The organism is Rhizobium herbae, from assembly GCF_019511375.1.
GTDB lineage: Bacteria > Pseudomonadota > Alphaproteobacteria > Rhizobiales > Rhizobiaceae > Pararhizobium > Pararhizobium herbae_A.
The window spans coordinates 253,106-267,993 of sequence record NZ_JAEUAO010000002.1; the positions used below are offsets into that span (position 1 = coordinate 253,106).

Consider the following 14,888-nt stretch of genomic DNA (forward strand, 5'->3'; position numbering starts at 1 on the left):
CTGCAGAGCGGGCGCTAGTCCGAAAGACATCAATAAGCGAGGCAATGTCCTCGTTCGAGGAGGAAACGATGAGCCAGAAGACCGTCCGCCTGACCATGGCGCAAGCCGTGGCGCGGTTCCTGACGCGGCAGATGACGGTGATCGATGGCGAGAAACTGCCGATCTTCGGCGGCGTCTTTGCCATTTTCGGTCACGGCAATGTCGCCGGTGTCGGCGAGGCGCTGTACGGCGTCAAGGAGACGCTGCCGACCTATCGCGCTCAGAACGAGCAGGGGATGGCGAATGCCGCTATCGCCTTTGCTAAGGCAAGCTTTCGCCGCCGCTTCATGGCCTGCACGACATCGATCGGCCCCGGCGCGCTGAACATGGTGACGTCGGCGGCGCTTGCGCATGTCAACCGCCTGCCCGTTCTTCTCCTTCCCGGTGATGTCTTTGCCAATCGCCGCCCGGATCCGGTGCTGCAGCAGATCGAGGATTTCGGCGACGGCGCGATGACCGCCAATGACTGCTTCCGTCCGGTCTCGCGCTATTTCGACCGCATCACCCGTCCGGAGCAGATCATTCCGGCGCTGCGCCGCGCCATGCAGGTGCTGACCGACCCTGCCGATTGCGGCCCGGTGACCCTGTCGCTCTGCCAGGATGTGCAGGCGCAAGCCTATGACTATCCAGAGAATTTCTTCGACGAGAAAGTCTGGACCACCCGCCGCCTCCACCCCGACGCCGATGAACTGGCCCATGCCATCACAACGCTCAAGGGTGCGCAGAAGCCGGTCATCATCGCCGGTGGCGGCGTGCTCTACTCCGAGGCCAGCAAGACGCTTGCCGCCTTTGCCGAGCGCCACGGCATTCCGGTTGTTGAAACCCAGGCCGGCAAGTCGTCGCTGCCGCACAGCCATCCGCTCAATATGGGCTCGGTTGGCGTCACCGGCACTTCGGCCTCCAATCAACTCGTCGAAGAGGCCGATGTCGTTGTCGCGGTCGGTTCGCGTCTCCAGGATTTCACCACCGGATCCTGGGCGCTGTTCAAGAATGACGATCTGAAGATCATCGGGCTCAACGTGCAGGCATTCGACGCCGCCAAGCACGAGGGCCTGCCGCTGGTGTGTGACGCCAGAGTCGGCTTGGAGGCGCTGAGCGCCGGACTTGGTTCGCACAGGACGGACGAGGCCTGGACGAAGAAGGCAACCTCCGGCAAGGCCGAATGGCTGAAGGCGGCACAGAAGGCGACCGCGACCACCAACGCCGCGCTGCCGTCTGACGCGCAGGTGATCGGCGCCGTCCAGCGCACCCGTACGGAGAATACCACGCTGGTCTGCGCCGCCGGCGGTCTGCCGGGCGAACTGCACAAGCTCTGGCAGGCGGATCAACCGGGCAGCTATCATATGGAATACGGCTTCTCGACCATGGGCTATGAGGTCGCCGGGGGCGTCGGCGTCAAGCTTGCAAAGCCCGGCAGCGACGTGATCGTCATGGTCGGCGACGGCAGCTACATGATGCTGAATTCGGAGATCGCCTCGTCGATCATGCTCGGCGCCAAGATCACCATAGTGCTGCTCGACAATGCCGGCTACGGCTGCATCAACCGGCTGCAGATGGCGACCGGTGGCGCGAACTTCAACAATCTGCTGCGGGACACCCACCATGTCGCGCTGCCGGCCATCGATTTCGCAGCCCACGCCGCGGCCATGGGCGCGGTAACCCGCAAAGTGGCCTCGATCGCCGAGCTGGAAATCGCGCTGAAGGAAACTGCCGGCGAAGACCGCACCACGGTTATCGTCATCGATACCGATCCGCTGATCACGACGGACGAAGGTGGCCATTGGTGGGATGTGGCGGTCCCGGAAGTCTCCGAACGCTCCAGCGTCAACGAAGCCCGGCGGGGCTATGAAAAGGCGCTCGCCACCCAGCGCATCGGTTGAGGCAGCAATCACAAACTCCGTCATCCTCGAGCGTGACCCGAGGATCTAACCGTGAGGCGCGGCCGACGAATATGGATCCTCGCGTCAAGCCAGAGGATGACGGGAACACTGGATCACAAGGAAGGCCGATCGCCTTCCTCCAAGGAGAATTTTCATGAAAGCCAAACTCGGCATGTCGCCCATCGCTTGGTGGAACGACGACCTTCCCGAACTCAGCGATGACGTATCGCTCGAAGAATGCCTGCGCCAGTCGCGCAGCGCGGGTTTCACCGGCATGGAACAGGGTCGCCGCTTTCCCAACAATCCGGACGAAATGCTGCCGATCCTGCGCGCCGCCGACGTGACGCTCTGCGGCGGCTGGTTCTCCGGCACGCTGGTCGATGAGGATTTGTCGGTCAACAAGGACCGCATTGCGCCGATGATCGAACTGTTCAAGGCCGTCAATGCCCCCTGCATCGTCTATGGGGAAGTCGGCCGTTCGATCCAGGGCGACCGCTCCAGGCCGCTCGCCACCAAGCCGCGCCTTGGCGATGACGAGATGAAGGCCTATGCCCGCCGGGTCACGGCATTCGGCGAATGGTGCGCCGAACAGGGCATGCCCCTTTCCTACCATCACCACATGGCAGCCGTCGTCGAGACCGAGCCGGAGCTCGACGCTTTCATGAAGAATTCGGGCGAAGGCATTCCGCTGCTGCTGGATGCCGGCCATCTGGCTTTTGCCGGCGGTGACGTGCTGCGTGCCATCGACAATCACCATGCGCGCATCAACCATGTGCATGTGAAGGACATTCGCCAGGCGGTCGTCGACGGCCTGGATCGCAGCAAGCAATCCTTCCTTGACGCCGTGGCGCTCGGAGCCTTTACCGTGCCGGGCGACGGCTCGCTCGATTTCGGCGCCATCGTCAAGCGTTTTGCCGACTATGGCTATGAAGGCTGGTTCGTGGTCGAGGCCGAGCAGGATCCGCGGAAAGCCCCGCCGCAGAAGATGGCGGAGATCGGCTATGCCGAACTGATGCGCGTCATGACCGCTGCGGGCTATACAGTGGAAACGGAAGGCTTCCCCAAGGGTTGATGTCGGCGGGCGCCCAAGGCGAGGCCCGCAAACACGTGGATGTTCGATAAAAGGACCAAGCTCATGCCAAATCTTCTCGTCAAGCCGAAAGGTACCTCCGGCCTCGTCCACGACATCACGCCTGAATCCGCCGGCTGGACCTATGTCGGCTTCGGGCTCAACCGGCTGAAGGCGGGCGAGGTGGCAACTGGCGAAAGCGCAGACAGGGAAACTTGCCTCGTGCTCGTCGCCGGCAAGGCGAGAATCTCCGTCGATGGCCAGGATTTCGGCGAACTCGGCGAGCGCATGACGCCGTTCGAGGGGCAGCCCTATGCGGTCTACGTACCGGAGGGTAGCCGGTGGCAGGCGACGGCGACGACGGCGCTCGATCTGGCTGTCTGCTCGGCGCCGGGTGGAGGCGACTACAAGACGAAGGTGATTCGTCCGGGCACGCATCCGCAGATGACGCGCGGCAAGGCGACCAATACGCGCTATGTCACCAACATCATGCCCGAAGACGACAATGCGGCCCATTCGCTGCTCGTCGTCGAGGTCATCACGCCCGGCGGCCACACCTCGTCCTATCCGCCGCACAAGCATGACGAGGACAACCTGCCGGCCGAAAGCCTCCTCGAGGAAACCTACTATCACCGCCTGAATCCGGCTCAGGGTTTCGCCATGCAGCGCGTCTATACCGACGATCGCTCGCTGGACGAAACGATGGCCGTCGAGGATGGCGACGTAACGCTGGTGCCGAAAGGCTATCATCCCGTCGCGGCAATCCACGGCTATGATCTCTATTACCTCAACGTCATGGCCGGCCCGTCGCGCATCTGGAAATTCAACAACGCCAAGGAGCATGCCTGGCTGTTCACGGGCGTCTGATGCGCTAGGTTCCTCCTGAACACGGAGGACCGGACATGCATATCGACGGAAACTGCCATTGCGGCGCGATCAGGTTTGAGGCCGAGATCGATCCCGACGAGGTCTGCATCTGCCACTGCACGGACTGCCAGCATCTGACCGGCTCCGTCTATCGCGTCACGGTCTCCGTGCCGAAAGACAATTTCCGCATCACGGCGGGCGAGCCGAAGACCTACGTCAAGATTGCCGATAGCGGCCGGACGCGCTTCCAGATGTTCTGCGGCAATTGCGGCTCGCCGATCTATACGACGGGCACGGACGAGGACGCCGAGGAGATTGGCATCCGCTGGGGCAACATCCGCCAGCGGCGCGAACTTGCACCCAGGCATCAGATCTGGTGTTCTTCGGCGGCGAACTGGTTCGGTGAGCGCGATGCCCTGCCGGGGCGCGAGCGGGATTGAGGCGCGCAGGCGATGAGACCAATCGGTTCCAGCCTTCGGGGTGATAGGGATTGCGGCTCGCCTTCTTCGCCCAATGACGTAAGAAAAGTTGCAAGCTGGTGTTGCGACGCCGATATCGGTTTGATCTGCCGCTGGAATCCCCGTATCGAACGGGTTCGCTCGCAAAGAGGCGGGCAGCCAGATCACATAAGGAGTCCGCCCCTTGTCTTCCGCGTCGCCGGTGTTCGGCAAGAAATATTCCGCCTTCCTGTTCGACATGGATGGAACGCTCTTGACGTCCATCGAAGCGGCGGAGCGCGTCTGGGGCAGGTGGGCCGAAGGCCACGGCCTCGATGTCGCGACCTTCCTGCCGACCATGCACGGCAAGCGCGGCGTCGACACCATTCGCCAATTGGGCCTGCCCGGGGTCGATCCGGAGGCGGAAGCGGCGATCATCTGCCAAGGCGAGATCGAGGACGTCGAGGGCGTCAGACCGCTTCCGGGCGCGATCGAGTTCCTGAAAAGCCTGCCGCCGGAGCGCTGGGCGATCGTCACCTCCTCACCGCGCGAACTTGCCAAGGTCCGCATCGCCGCCGCCGGCCTGCCGCAACCAAAGTACATCGTCATCGCCGAGGACGTCTCGCGCGGCAAGCCGAGCCCGGAATGCTACCTGCTCGGAGCAGAACGCGTCGGCTTCGATGCCAGGGATTGTCTGGTCTTCGAGGATGTCGCGGCCGGAGTCATCGCGGGCGAATCGGCGGGTGCGGACGTGATGGTCATCACCGCAACGCATACGCATCCCCTCGAGACCTCGCATCCGAAAATCCCCGGCTACATCGGCATCGAGGTTTCGGTCGATGAAAACGGCGATCTCACGCTGACGGACCGCCGGTAAGGCGAGGCGCCGTGTACCCAGGTTTGCCGGAGGCGGAGCGCAGATGCTTCGCCTTTCCTGCCTTGACGACCGCGCAGCTTACTGGACAACCCGGAGGCGCGGGTATTTAATTAGCGACAGATGAAATTCCTACGGCCTACGCATTCCCCGTTCAATGGAGGATGGAATGACCAGCGTCAAATGGAAGCTTCAGGGACGTGAATTCATACATTGCAACTGCGCCTATGGTTGCCCCTGCCAATTCAACGCCCTTCCCACCCAGGGACACTGCCACGCCATCGGCGTCATCGAGATCGAGGACGGTTTCCATGGGGAGACGCGGCTCGACGGGTTGCGCATCGGCATGATCGTCTCATGGCCGGGGGCCATTCACGAAGGTCACGGTGAGTGTGTCCCGATTGTCGACGAACGGGCCTCGCCGGCGCAGCGCGATGCCTTGCTGCGGATCATGAGCGGGCTCGACACCGAGCCAGGGGCCACCTTCTTCGCCGTGTTTGCCACGACATATGATACCGTCCATGACCCGGTCTTCACGCGGATCGATTTCGACCTGGACATCGATGGGCGCATGGCCAAGATCGATATTCCAGGCTGGATCGAAGCGCGCGGCGAGCCGATCCGCAATCCCGTCACCGGCGAGGAACACCGGGCACGCATCAACCTGCCAGGCGGCTTCGAATACGATATATGCGAGGCCGGCCGCGGCTGGGCTGAGACGAAGGGGCCGCTGACGCTGTCCACCAAGGATTCGCACGCCCATTTTGCCCGCCTGCACATGACCGAGAGCGGTGTCGTCCATTAACTTTGTTTTGCCGTAGATCGGAAACCGCAAGACACTTTTCCGAAATCTGCTTAGGAGCCAGTCCATGCCCGGCATCACGCTCGACGCAGTGCTCAAGCGGGACCGGATCATCATAGCGCTCAGTCTGGCGGCGATCACGCTGCTTGCCTGGCTCTATCTGCTTTCGCTCGCCGACATGGCCACGAGCGAAATGCCGATGGAACCGATGGACGGCATGGCGGATATGCCCGGCATGGCCGAGGCAATGCTGACGCCGCGTGCATGGCGCCCGGGCGAGGCATTCCTCGTCTTTGCCATGTGGTCCGTGATGATGGTCGGCATGATGCTTCCGTCGGCCGCTCCGATGATCCTGCTCTATGCGCGGGTCGGTCGGCACGCCGCCAGCCAGGGCGCGCCCTTCGCCGCCACGGGCATCTTCGGCGGCGGCTATGTCGCAGCCTGGCTCCTGTTTGCGCTCGTCGCAACCTTCGGGCAGTGGTTGCTTGAACGCGCCCTGCTGCTGACGCCGATGATGGAAAGCGCCAGCGGCCTGTTCAGCGGCATGCTGCTGCTGTTCGCCGGCCTCTATCAGTGGACGCCGCTGAAGAATGCCTGCCTCAGCAAATGCCGCGCGCCCGTCGCCTTCATCCAGAGCGAGGGCGGCTTTCGCCGCGAGCCCTGGGGGGCATTCCAGATGGGGTTGCGCCACGGCCTTTATTGCGTCGGCTGCTGCTGGCCGCTGATGGCGCTTCTGTTCGTCGGCGGGGTGATGAACATTCTCTGGATCGCCGCTCTTGCGATCTTCGTGCTGGCCGAAAAAGTCATGCCCAGCGGAAAGCGGCTGTCGCAGGTAGCCGGCGCCATCCTCGTGGCTGCCGGCGTGTGGCTGATGAGCCGCGGCCTCTCATGACGGAAGGCTCGGCGGGCAGTCGATATCACGCCGCCTTGGCGACGTGATATTCCTTGATGGCGACCATCTTGATTGCCGGAAAACGTTCGGCTTCGTACCGCAGCGAAAACGAATCCTGTGCCAGGAACACCGGATCGCCGTCGAGGTCGCGGGCGATGTCGCCGCGACGGGCGGTGATGAATTTATCCAGGTCCGCCGGCTGATCGGCCGAAATCCAGCGGCAGACGGAGAAGCGCGCGACGTCGAAGGAAACCGGCAGGCCGTATTCCGACTGCAGACGCTCCTTGAGGACGTCGAGCTGCAGCGCGCCGACAACGCCGACAATGGCCGGAGAGCCGTCCTCCGGGGAAAACAGCTGCACGACGCCTTCCTCGGCCATCTGCTGCAGTGCTTCCTTGAGCTTCTTGGCCTTCATCGCATCTTCCAGGCGCACGCGGCGCAGGATTTCCGGCGAGAAGTTCGGCACGCCCTGGAACACGAGCTGTTCGCCTTCGGTCAGCGTGTCGCCGATCCTGAGGGTGCCGTGGTTCGGAATGCCGACCACATCGCCCGCATAGGCGGTATCCGCAAGCTGACGCTGCGAGGCGAAGAAGAACTGTGGTGCCGTCAGGCCGAGCTGCTTGCCGGTGCGCGACAGACGCGCCTTCATGCCGCGTTCCAGCTTGCCGGAGCAGATGCGGGCAAAGGCGATGCGGTCGCGATGGTTCGGGTCCATGTTCGCCTGGATCTTGAAGACGAAGGCGGTCATCTTGTCGTCGGTCGCCTGCACAGTCCGGACGTCGGCAACCTGATCGCGTGGCGGCGGGGCGAAGTCTCCGAGCGCATTGATGAGGTCGCGCACGCCAAAATTCCTGAGCGCCGAGCCGAAGAACACCGGCGTCAGATGGCCTTCGAGGAAAGCCTTCTTGTTGAACGGTTTGCAGGCCTCGATCGCGAGCGTGGTTTCATCGATGAAGGCGTCGCGCTCATTTTCCGGCAGGCGATGGGCGGCCATTTCCGGGCCGTTGACCTTGGTGAGGATTTCCTGCGTATCGGCTCCGCGCACGGTGTTGTCGGCGAGATGATAGGAGCCGCAGAACGTCTTCGAACGGCCGATCGGCCAGGTGACGGGGGCGCAGTCGAGCGCCAGCTTTTCCTCGACCTCATCCAGAATTTCGAAGGGGTCGCGGCTTTCGCGGTCCATCTTGTTGACGAAGGTGATGATCGGGATGTCGCGCATGCGGCAGACTTCGAACAGCTTCAGCGTCCGCGGCTCGATACCCTTGGCGGCGTCGATGACCATCACGGCGGCGTCGACGGCCGTCAGCGTGCGATAGGTGTCGTCGGCGAAGTCCTCGTGGCCCGGCGTATCGAGAATGTTGAAGACATTGCCGCCATACTCGAAGGTCATCACCGAGGTGACGACCGAGATGCCGCGTTCGCGCTCGATCTTCATCCAGTCGGACCGCGTCTGGATGCGATCCTTCTTCGCCTTGACCTCACCGGCAAGCTGGATCGCACCGCCGAATAGCAGCAGCTTTTCGGTGAGCGTGGTCTTGCCCGCGTCCGGGTGTGCGATAATAGCAAAGGTGCGGCGGCGGGAAACCGCCTCGGCGAGACTTTCGGCCATATGTCTAGATTCCTGTGAGTTGCGGGCTATCTACCGATTTCGGCCCGACTTTGCAATTGACCCGCCGACGCAGACGGAAAACTAATGCAACCCATGACCCTGCACGCACGCACCCGCCCGACCTTGAATCTTGTTCGCCTGCCGAATGGCGCAGGCATCGATCTGCCGTCCTACGAGACTGCCGGCGCTGCCGGCGTGGACCTTCGTGCCGCCGTCGGTGCCGATCAGCCGCTGGTGTTGTCGCCAGGCAAGCGGGCGCTGGTGCCGACCGGATTCGTCTTCGAAGTCCCGGCCGGCTACGAGGCGCAGATCCGCCCGCGCTCCGGTCTTGCCTTCAAGCACGGCATCACCTGCCTCAATACGCCCGGCACGATCGACAGCGATTATCGTGGCGAGGTGAAGGTGCTGCTGATCAATCTCGGCGACGAGGATTTCGTCATCGAGCGCGGCATGCGCATTGCCCAGATGGTGATCGCGCCGGTGACCCAGGTTTCCGTTCGCGAGGCATCGGATGCCAGCGAGACAGCCCGTGGGGCAGGCGGGTTCGGTTCGACGGGCGTCTAGCCACGTGCCAGCCACGACCGACGGCGGCCGCCTGACCTTCCGGCAGGATTATTTCGCAGATCCCGCGGCCTTCGCCGCGCTTGTGGCGTTGCTCTCCGATACGTTCGGCATCGATGTCAGCCTTCAGGACCGGTTCGGCGGCCCCGATCCGACCAGCATGCCCTTCGCCTATTTTGACGAGAACGGCACCTGCGTCGCCAATCTCAGCGCCTTTTCCATGCCGATGAGGGTTGACGCCCGTCTGGTGAAGGCGGCCGGTTTCCAGTCCGGTGCGGTGCGGCCTCAGTGGCGGGGTCGGGGACTTTACCGCGAGCTGATGAGGCGTGCGCTCAACTGGTGCGACGCGCAGGGTTTCGAGCTCGGTCTGCTGCTGACCGACAAGCCGGCAATCTATCAGCCCTATGGGTTCAAGGTCTTGCCGCAGCATCAGGTTTCTGGGCCGGCACCAGTGGCTGCAAAGCCGGTGGGCGCGTCGCGCCCGGTTTTCCTCGACAACGCCGGCGACCTTGCGCTGGTCAAGCGGCTGTTGCGCGAAAGGACGCCGGTTTCCTCGATTTTTGCCGTGGCGGCACAGGTGGAAATGTTTCTGCTGAACGGCTGCTTCGATCCCGGCATCCGGCTTAGCTATCTGGACCAGCCGGAGAGTGTCGTTGCGTGGAAATCCGGCGAGGCGGATTGCTTTCGGCTTCTCGACGTTGTCGGCAAGACGATCCCGCCGCTCCCCTTCATTCTTGCCGCCCTCGATCAGCGCCCGAGGCGGGTCGAAGTCTGTCTGCCGCCCGATAGGCTTGATTGGCAAGGGATGCCGGAGCCATTTCCTTCTCATACCAGCCTGATGGTCCGGGGCGACGCTGCGGATCGTCTGCGCCAGCCCGTGATGCTTTCGCCGATGGCCGAGTTCTGAAACTATTTCTCGCCATGGAGCGGCGGCAGCCGGCGTTTCACCGGCGTCGACTTGACGATCGACGTATTGGTCTGGGCACGTTCGGCGACTTTGTCGAGGATCGTGTCGAGTTGCTCCATGTCACGCACCAGCAGCTTGGCGATGAAGCAGTCGTCGCCCGTCACCTTGTCGCATTCGACGAATTCCGGTGTCTCCTGGATCAGTTTCTCGACGATATGCAGCATGCCCGGCATCGGCCGCACGCGCACGACGGCCTGCAGGGCATAGCCGAGCGCCGCCGGATTGACGCCGACGGTGAAGCCGGTGATCACGCCGCGATCCTCCAGCCGCCGCAGCCGGTCGGCCGTGCTGGGCGAGGACAGGCCCGCCTCCTGCGCCAGCTCCTTCAAAGAGATGCGCGCATTGACCGACAGGATGTCGAGAAGGCGGCGGTCGAGCTCATCGAGCATGGAAATCTCCGTAAGGTAAAATTCGAGATTTGTCTTCCATTATTAGGTAGTATCGCACGATTGCCTTCCAAAATCTATATATCGGTGACTTTTCTCCGCTTATCCTGTCGACATGTTCAAAGGAGCGGCGTGATGGAAAAGGATATCAAGACCGGCAGCATCGAAATGACGGCTGCCATGCTGATTTCGGGCACGATCGGCTGGTTCGTCCTGGCGTCCGGTCAGCCGGTGATCGATGTGGTGCTGTGGCGCTGCCTGTTCGGGGCGCTGACGCTCGTCGCCATCTGCGCCGCCCTCGGCCATTTCCGCGCCGGCATCCTGACCCGGCGGCTGTTCATGCTCGCCGTTCTCGGCGGGGTAGCGATCGTCGTCAACTGGCTGCTGCTGTTCGCCGCCTATTCCCGCGCCTCGATCTCGATTGCCACGATGGTCTACAACACGCAGCCTTTCATGCTGCTGGCCATCGGCGCGCTGTTCTTCAAGGAAAAGATCACGATGACGAAGCTTTTCTGGCTGGGCGTCGCCTTTGCCGGCATGATCGCGATCGTCGAAGCCAAGCCCGCAGGCGACTTCACCGGCAGCAACTATCTGATGGGGATAGCTCTCGCGCTGGGGGCAGCGTTTTTCTACGCACTGGCCGCGCTTGTCGCAAAAAGGCTGAAGGGAACGCCGCCGCATCTGATCGCGCTGATCCAGGTCATCACCGGCCTCTTGATGCTCGCACCTTTCGCCGGCGCCTCCGGGCTGCCCACGCAGGCCTATCAATGGGCGTTGCTGTTGACCATGGGGGCGGTGCATACGGGGCTGATGTATGTGCTGCTCTACGGCGCCATCCAGAAGCTGCCGACGCATCTCACCGGCGCGCTGTCGTTCATCTATCCGGTCGCGGCCCTCGCCGTGGACCGCATCGCCTTTGGCCATCAGCTGCAGCCGGCGCAGCTGCTCGGCTCCGCGGCGATCCTGATCGCGGCCGCCGGCATGACATTCGGCTGGACATTGCCCAAGCCTTCAGGGCATCAAACAGATGAAGCCGTCCAAAGGAGAAATGCGTGATCACCTGCACTTTGCGTTACACGATAGACCCGTACAAGCTCGCCGAATTCGAGGAATACGCGAAACTCTGGATTCCTCTGGTCAACCGGCTGGGCGGCAAGCATCACGGCTATTTCATGCCGCATGAAGGGGCAAACAACATCGCGCTCGCCCTCTTCAGCTTCCCGAGCCTTGCCGCATACGAGGACTATCGCGAGCGCATGGCAAAGGACGCCGAATGCCAGGCGGCCTTTGCCCTTGCCGAAAAGACCCGTTGCATCGTCAGCTACGAACGCAGCTTCATGCGGCCGGTTTTCGAATAGGTTCGATCGTCAGAAGGTGATCTCGTCGGACCGGCGCAATTCAATCGCGTGACCGCCGGCATTGAAGCCGCGGAGCAGGGCGTTGTGGTGGGCGATGATCTGCGGGAAGGTCAGTTCACCCATGTCGCCGGTCGAATGCCCATCGGACAAAAGCGTTACATCATAGCCGAGCGATACGGCGCGGCGCGCGGTCGTATCGACACAGAACTGCGTCTGACAGCCGCCGATGACCAGGTGGGTAATGGACCGCTTTGCCAGCTGTTCCTGCAGGTCGGTCTGGAAGAAGCTGTCGCAACTGGTCTTGTGAACCACCGTCTCGCCGAGGACCGGCGCAATCTCGTGGCGCAAGGCCCAGCCCTTCGATGAGCGGGCGAGCGGGTCGCCCGGGCCGCCGTCATGCTGCACGAGGATGACCGGGATATGGGCGGCGCGGGCGCGTGCCTGGACCGACTGCAGGCGGCCCACGGTCTCGTTCAGCGCCGCGTCGATGACCGGCTGGCGTTCGGGCGTGCCTTCGCCTTCAAGAATGGCGTTCTGGACGTCGATGATCAGAAGTGCTGTTGTCATGCTATGCTCAAGTCTTGGTTGGGATGAAGAATGCCGTCTTAGCGGCGGCTTTCGATCGCCATGCGAATGGCAAGGGCGCCGAGCACGCCGCCCATCAGCCAGCGCTGCACGGAAAGCCACGCCGGGCGACCGGCGAAGAATGTGGCGATGGAGCCGGCCGTCAACACGATCAGCGCATTGACCGAAAGGCTGGTGAAGATCTGGACCGTGCCAAGCACGACGGATTGGGAAAACACCTCGCCCTTTGCGGGATCGATGAACTGCGGCAGCAGGGACAGATAGAGAACCGCTATCTTCGGGTTCAGCAGGCTGGTAGCAAAGCCCATCAGGAAAAGACGCCGCGGACTGTCGGCCGGCAGGTTGCGCACCTCGAAGGCCGCGCGGCCGCCGGGACGCAGGGCCTGCCAGGCGAGATAAAGGAGATAGAGCGCGCCGGCGCACCGCAGCGCATCATAGGCAAAGGGCACGGCCAAAAGCAGCGCGGTGATACCGAAGGCGGCCGAGAGCATGCAGACCAGGAAGCCAAGGCCGACGCCGGCGAGCGAAACCAGTCCCGCCACACGCCCCTGACAGAGGGCGCGGGAGATCAGATAGATCATGTTTGGCCCGGGCGTCAGCACCATGCCAAGTGCGACGATGGCAAAGGCGGCAAGACTTGCGGTTCCAGGCATGGACGGCCTCCAGTTCGGGGCGGCGCAAGGACGAAATTTTCGTCATGCTTCGGCAATGCCTTAGCCGCAACGAAGGTTTCGATCAATGCAGCCAAATTGCCTTGAGCAAGAAAAACGGCTAAATAGCCCGCTCGCCAATCCGCGGAGCCGATGATGAGTCTTGCCAGCCTTCTTGCCTATTGCAGCGCGCTTTTCATTGCCGCCGCGATTCCCGGACCGGGCATGACGGCGATCGTCGCGCGGGCGCTCGGCTCCGGTTTCCGCGAGACCTTCCTCATGGGGCTCGGCCTTGTTCTCGGTGACCTGGTCTATCTGACGGCGGTCATCCTTGGTCTTGCCTTTGTTGCCCAGACCTTCACCACCGCCTTCATGGTCATCAAGATCCTCGGTGCGCTCTATCTCGTCCATGTCGCCTATAAGCTCTGGACCGCCGGCCTTTTGCCGCGGGATATCCAGGCGAAGAAAAGCGCCAGCATCGGCCTGTCCTTCCTGTCCGGATTGCTGGTGACGCTCGGCAACCCGAAGACCATGCTGTTCTACGTGGCCCTTGTGCCGACGCTGATCGATCTGCGCGCGATCGGCCCTAATGAATATGCCGTTCTCGTCGGCTCGACCTTCATGGTCCTGATGGCGGTCCTGATCCCCTATATCCTGCTTGCATCCCGTGCCCGCCTGCTTCTGAAACAGCCGCGTGCGCTGAAGTCGCTGAACCGGATCGCTGCGGGTATTCTGGGAACCACCGCCGCCTATATCGCGACCCGCGCTGGCTGAAAAATTCGTTCGGCAAGGCACGGTTTCGCAACAGTTTTTTCCAATGGGCATCCAGCGGTTGGAGAATAGCCATCTGGCAAGCGCGGTGGTTTGATCCTATTGTCCCTCACAACTTGGCAAAAGGGAGAACACCATGTCAGAGCAGCGCAAGCCCGGCCGCGGCCGCATCTATTCCTCGATCACCGAGACGATCGGCGATACGCCGATCGTTCGCCTCGACAAGCTGGCGAAGGAAACCGGGGTGAAGGCCAATCTTCTGGCGAAGCTGGAGTTCTTCAATCCGATCGCCTCCGTCAAGGATCGTATCGGCGTTGCGATGATCGAATCGCTGGAAGCGCAGGGCAAGATCACGCCCGGCAAGACGACGCTGGTCGAGCCGACGTCTGGCAATACCGGCATTGCGCTCGCCTTTGCCGCCGCAGCCAAGGGATACAAGCTGATCCTCACCATGCCGGAAACCATGTCGGTCGAACGTCGCAAGATGCTGGCGCTGCTCGGCGCCGAACTGGTGCTGACGGAAGGCCCGAAGGGCATGAAGGGCGCCATCGCCAAGGCGGAAGAGCTGGCAGCGACCCTGCCGGACGCGATCATCCCGCAGCAGTTCGAAAACCCGGCCAATCCGGAAATCCACCGCAGGACGACGGCCGAGGAAATCTGGAACGATACCGACGGCAGCGTCGATATCCTGGTTTCCGGCATCGGCACCGGCGGGACGATCACGGGCGCCGGTCAGGTGCTCAAGAGCCGCAAGCCGTCGATCAAGGTTATCGCCGTCGAGCCGGAGGAATCGCCGATCCTGTCCGGTGGCACCCCCGGCCCGCACAAGATCCAGGGCATCGGCGCCGGCTTCGCGCCCGCCATCCTGGATACGAAAATCTATGACGAGATCGTCACGGTCAACAGCGCAAAGGCCGTGGAAACGGCGCGCCAGGTCGCCAAGCTCGAAGGCGTGCCGGTCGGTATCTCCTCCGGTGCCGCGCTGGCGGCTGCGATCAAGATTGGCCAGCGTCCGGAGAACGAAGGCAAGAACATCGTCGTCATCATTCCGTCCTTCGCCGAACGCTACCTGTCGACGGTGCTCTTCGAACACCTCGTCGGCTGATCGCACGATCGGCGCGTTGAAGATCAAGACCGCCCT

General features: G+C 62.7%; 17 protein-coding genes. 13 read left to right on the plus strand and 4 right to left on the minus strand.

The annotated features are described in order from the left end of the window. The first annotated feature begins 68 nt into the window (after positions 1-68). The 7 genes from iolD (at position 69) to JNB71_RS08450 (ending at position 6,860) form a co-directional block, all read left to right on the plus strand. On the plus strand, positions 69-1,919 hold the full coding sequence (gene iolD / locus JNB71_RS08420; RefSeq protein ID WP_220371389.1) for a 3D-(3,5/4)-trihydroxycyclohexane-1,2-dione acylhydrolase (decyclizing): 1,851 nt from the start codon (positions 69-71) through the stop codon (positions 1,917-1,919). A gap of 154 nt (positions 1,920-2,073) precedes the next feature. Then, the gene (gene iolE / locus JNB71_RS08425) at positions 2,074-2,991 is read left to right on the plus strand and encodes a myo-inosose-2 dehydratase (RefSeq protein ID WP_220371390.1); all 918 of its coding nucleotides are present in this window, start codon (positions 2,074-2,076) and stop codon (positions 2,989-2,991) included. Positions 2,992-3,054: 63 nt separating this feature from the next. Then, positions 3,055-3,855: a 5-deoxy-glucuronate isomerase gene (iolB, locus tag JNB71_RS08430; protein WP_220371391.1), complete on the plus strand. Its 801-nt coding sequence runs from the start codon at positions 3,055-3,057 to the stop codon at positions 3,853-3,855. A gap of 35 nt (positions 3,856-3,890) precedes the next feature. Continuing rightward, positions 3,891-4,295: a GFA family protein gene (locus tag JNB71_RS08435; RefSeq protein WP_220371392.1), complete on the plus strand. Its 405-nt coding sequence runs from the start codon at positions 3,891-3,893 to the stop codon at positions 4,293-4,295. 202 nt (positions 4,296-4,497) lie between these two features. Then, positions 4,498-5,169, plus strand: a complete 672-nt coding sequence (locus JNB71_RS08440; protein WP_220371393.1) for an HAD family hydrolase — start codon at positions 4,498-4,500, stop codon at positions 5,167-5,169. A gap of 166 nt (positions 5,170-5,335) precedes the next feature. Beyond that, complete coding sequence (locus tag JNB71_RS08445) at positions 5,336-5,971, plus strand: DUF1326 domain-containing protein (RefSeq protein WP_220371394.1); 636 nt, start codon at positions 5,336-5,338, stop codon at positions 5,969-5,971. Positions 5,972-6,035: 64 nt separating this feature from the next. Further along, a complete protein-coding gene (locus JNB71_RS08450) occupies positions 6,036-6,860 on the plus strand; it encodes a DUF2182 domain-containing protein (protein ID WP_220371395.1) in 825 nt (274 codons plus the stop codon). A gap of 25 nt (positions 6,861-6,885) precedes the next feature. Here the strand turns inward: JNB71_RS08450 and JNB71_RS08455 are convergent, their stop codons facing one another. Continuing rightward, entirely contained in the window at positions 6,886-8,469 is a 1,584-nt protein-coding gene (locus JNB71_RS08455) for a peptide chain release factor 3 (RefSeq protein WP_220371396.1), read from the minus strand. A gap of 93 nt (positions 8,470-8,562) precedes the next feature. Between JNB71_RS08455 and dut the strand changes: the two genes are divergently transcribed. Next, positions 8,563-9,033, plus strand: coding sequence for a dUTP diphosphatase (gene dut / locus JNB71_RS08460; protein ID WP_220372216.1), 471 nt, complete (start codon positions 8,563-8,565; stop codon positions 9,031-9,033). Between the two features lie 4 nt (positions 9,034-9,037). Continuing rightward, a complete protein-coding gene (locus JNB71_RS08465; protein WP_346657249.1) occupies positions 9,038-9,937 on the plus strand; it encodes a GNAT family N-acetyltransferase in 900 nt (299 codons plus the stop codon). A 2-nt stretch (positions 9,938-9,939) separates the two neighbouring features. On the opposite strand, the gene JNB71_RS08470 is transcribed toward JNB71_RS08465, so the two are convergent. Then, complete coding sequence (locus JNB71_RS08470) at positions 9,940-10,386, minus strand: Lrp/AsnC family transcriptional regulator (protein ID WP_220371398.1); 447 nt, start codon at positions 10,384-10,386, stop codon at positions 9,940-9,942. Between the two features lie 132 nt (positions 10,387-10,518). Here JNB71_RS08470 and JNB71_RS08475 point away from each other — a divergent pair, with 132 nt between their 5' ends. Further along, the gene (locus JNB71_RS08475; protein WP_220371399.1) at positions 10,519-11,439 is read left to right on the plus strand and encodes a DMT family transporter; all 921 of its coding nucleotides are present in this window, start codon (positions 10,519-10,521) and stop codon (positions 11,437-11,439) included. Continuing rightward, a complete protein-coding gene (locus JNB71_RS08480; protein ID WP_220371400.1) occupies positions 11,436-11,741 on the plus strand; it encodes an NIPSNAP family protein in 306 nt (101 codons plus the stop codon). The genes JNB71_RS08475 and JNB71_RS08480 overlap by 4 nt, the downstream gene beginning before the upstream one ends. 9 nt (positions 11,742-11,750) lie before the next feature. Here the strand turns inward: JNB71_RS08480 and JNB71_RS08485 are convergent, their stop codons facing one another. Together JNB71_RS08485 and JNB71_RS08490 are read right to left on the minus strand one after the other, a co-directional pair. Further along, positions 11,751-12,308 (minus strand): cysteine hydrolase family protein, encoded by a 558-nt coding sequence (locus tag JNB71_RS08485; protein WP_220371401.1) that lies wholly within the window; start codon positions 12,306-12,308, stop codon positions 11,751-11,753. A gap of 38 nt (positions 12,309-12,346) precedes the next feature. Beyond that, a complete protein-coding gene (locus tag JNB71_RS08490; protein ID WP_220371402.1) occupies positions 12,347-12,979 on the minus strand; it encodes a LysE family translocator in 633 nt (210 codons plus the stop codon). A 153-nt stretch (positions 12,980-13,132) separates the two neighbouring features. Here JNB71_RS08490 and JNB71_RS08495 point away from each other — a divergent pair, with 153 nt between their 5' ends. Both JNB71_RS08495 and cysK read left to right on the plus strand, forming a co-directional pair. Further along, a complete protein-coding gene (locus JNB71_RS08495; RefSeq protein WP_220371403.1) occupies positions 13,133-13,750 on the plus strand; it encodes a LysE family translocator in 618 nt (205 codons plus the stop codon). A 133-nt stretch (positions 13,751-13,883) separates the two neighbouring features. Beyond that, positions 13,884-14,852, plus strand: coding sequence for a cysteine synthase A (gene cysK / locus JNB71_RS08500; RefSeq protein WP_220371404.1), 969 nt, complete (start codon positions 13,884-13,886; stop codon positions 14,850-14,852). The last annotated feature ends 36 nt before the right edge of the window (positions 14,853-14,888 follow it).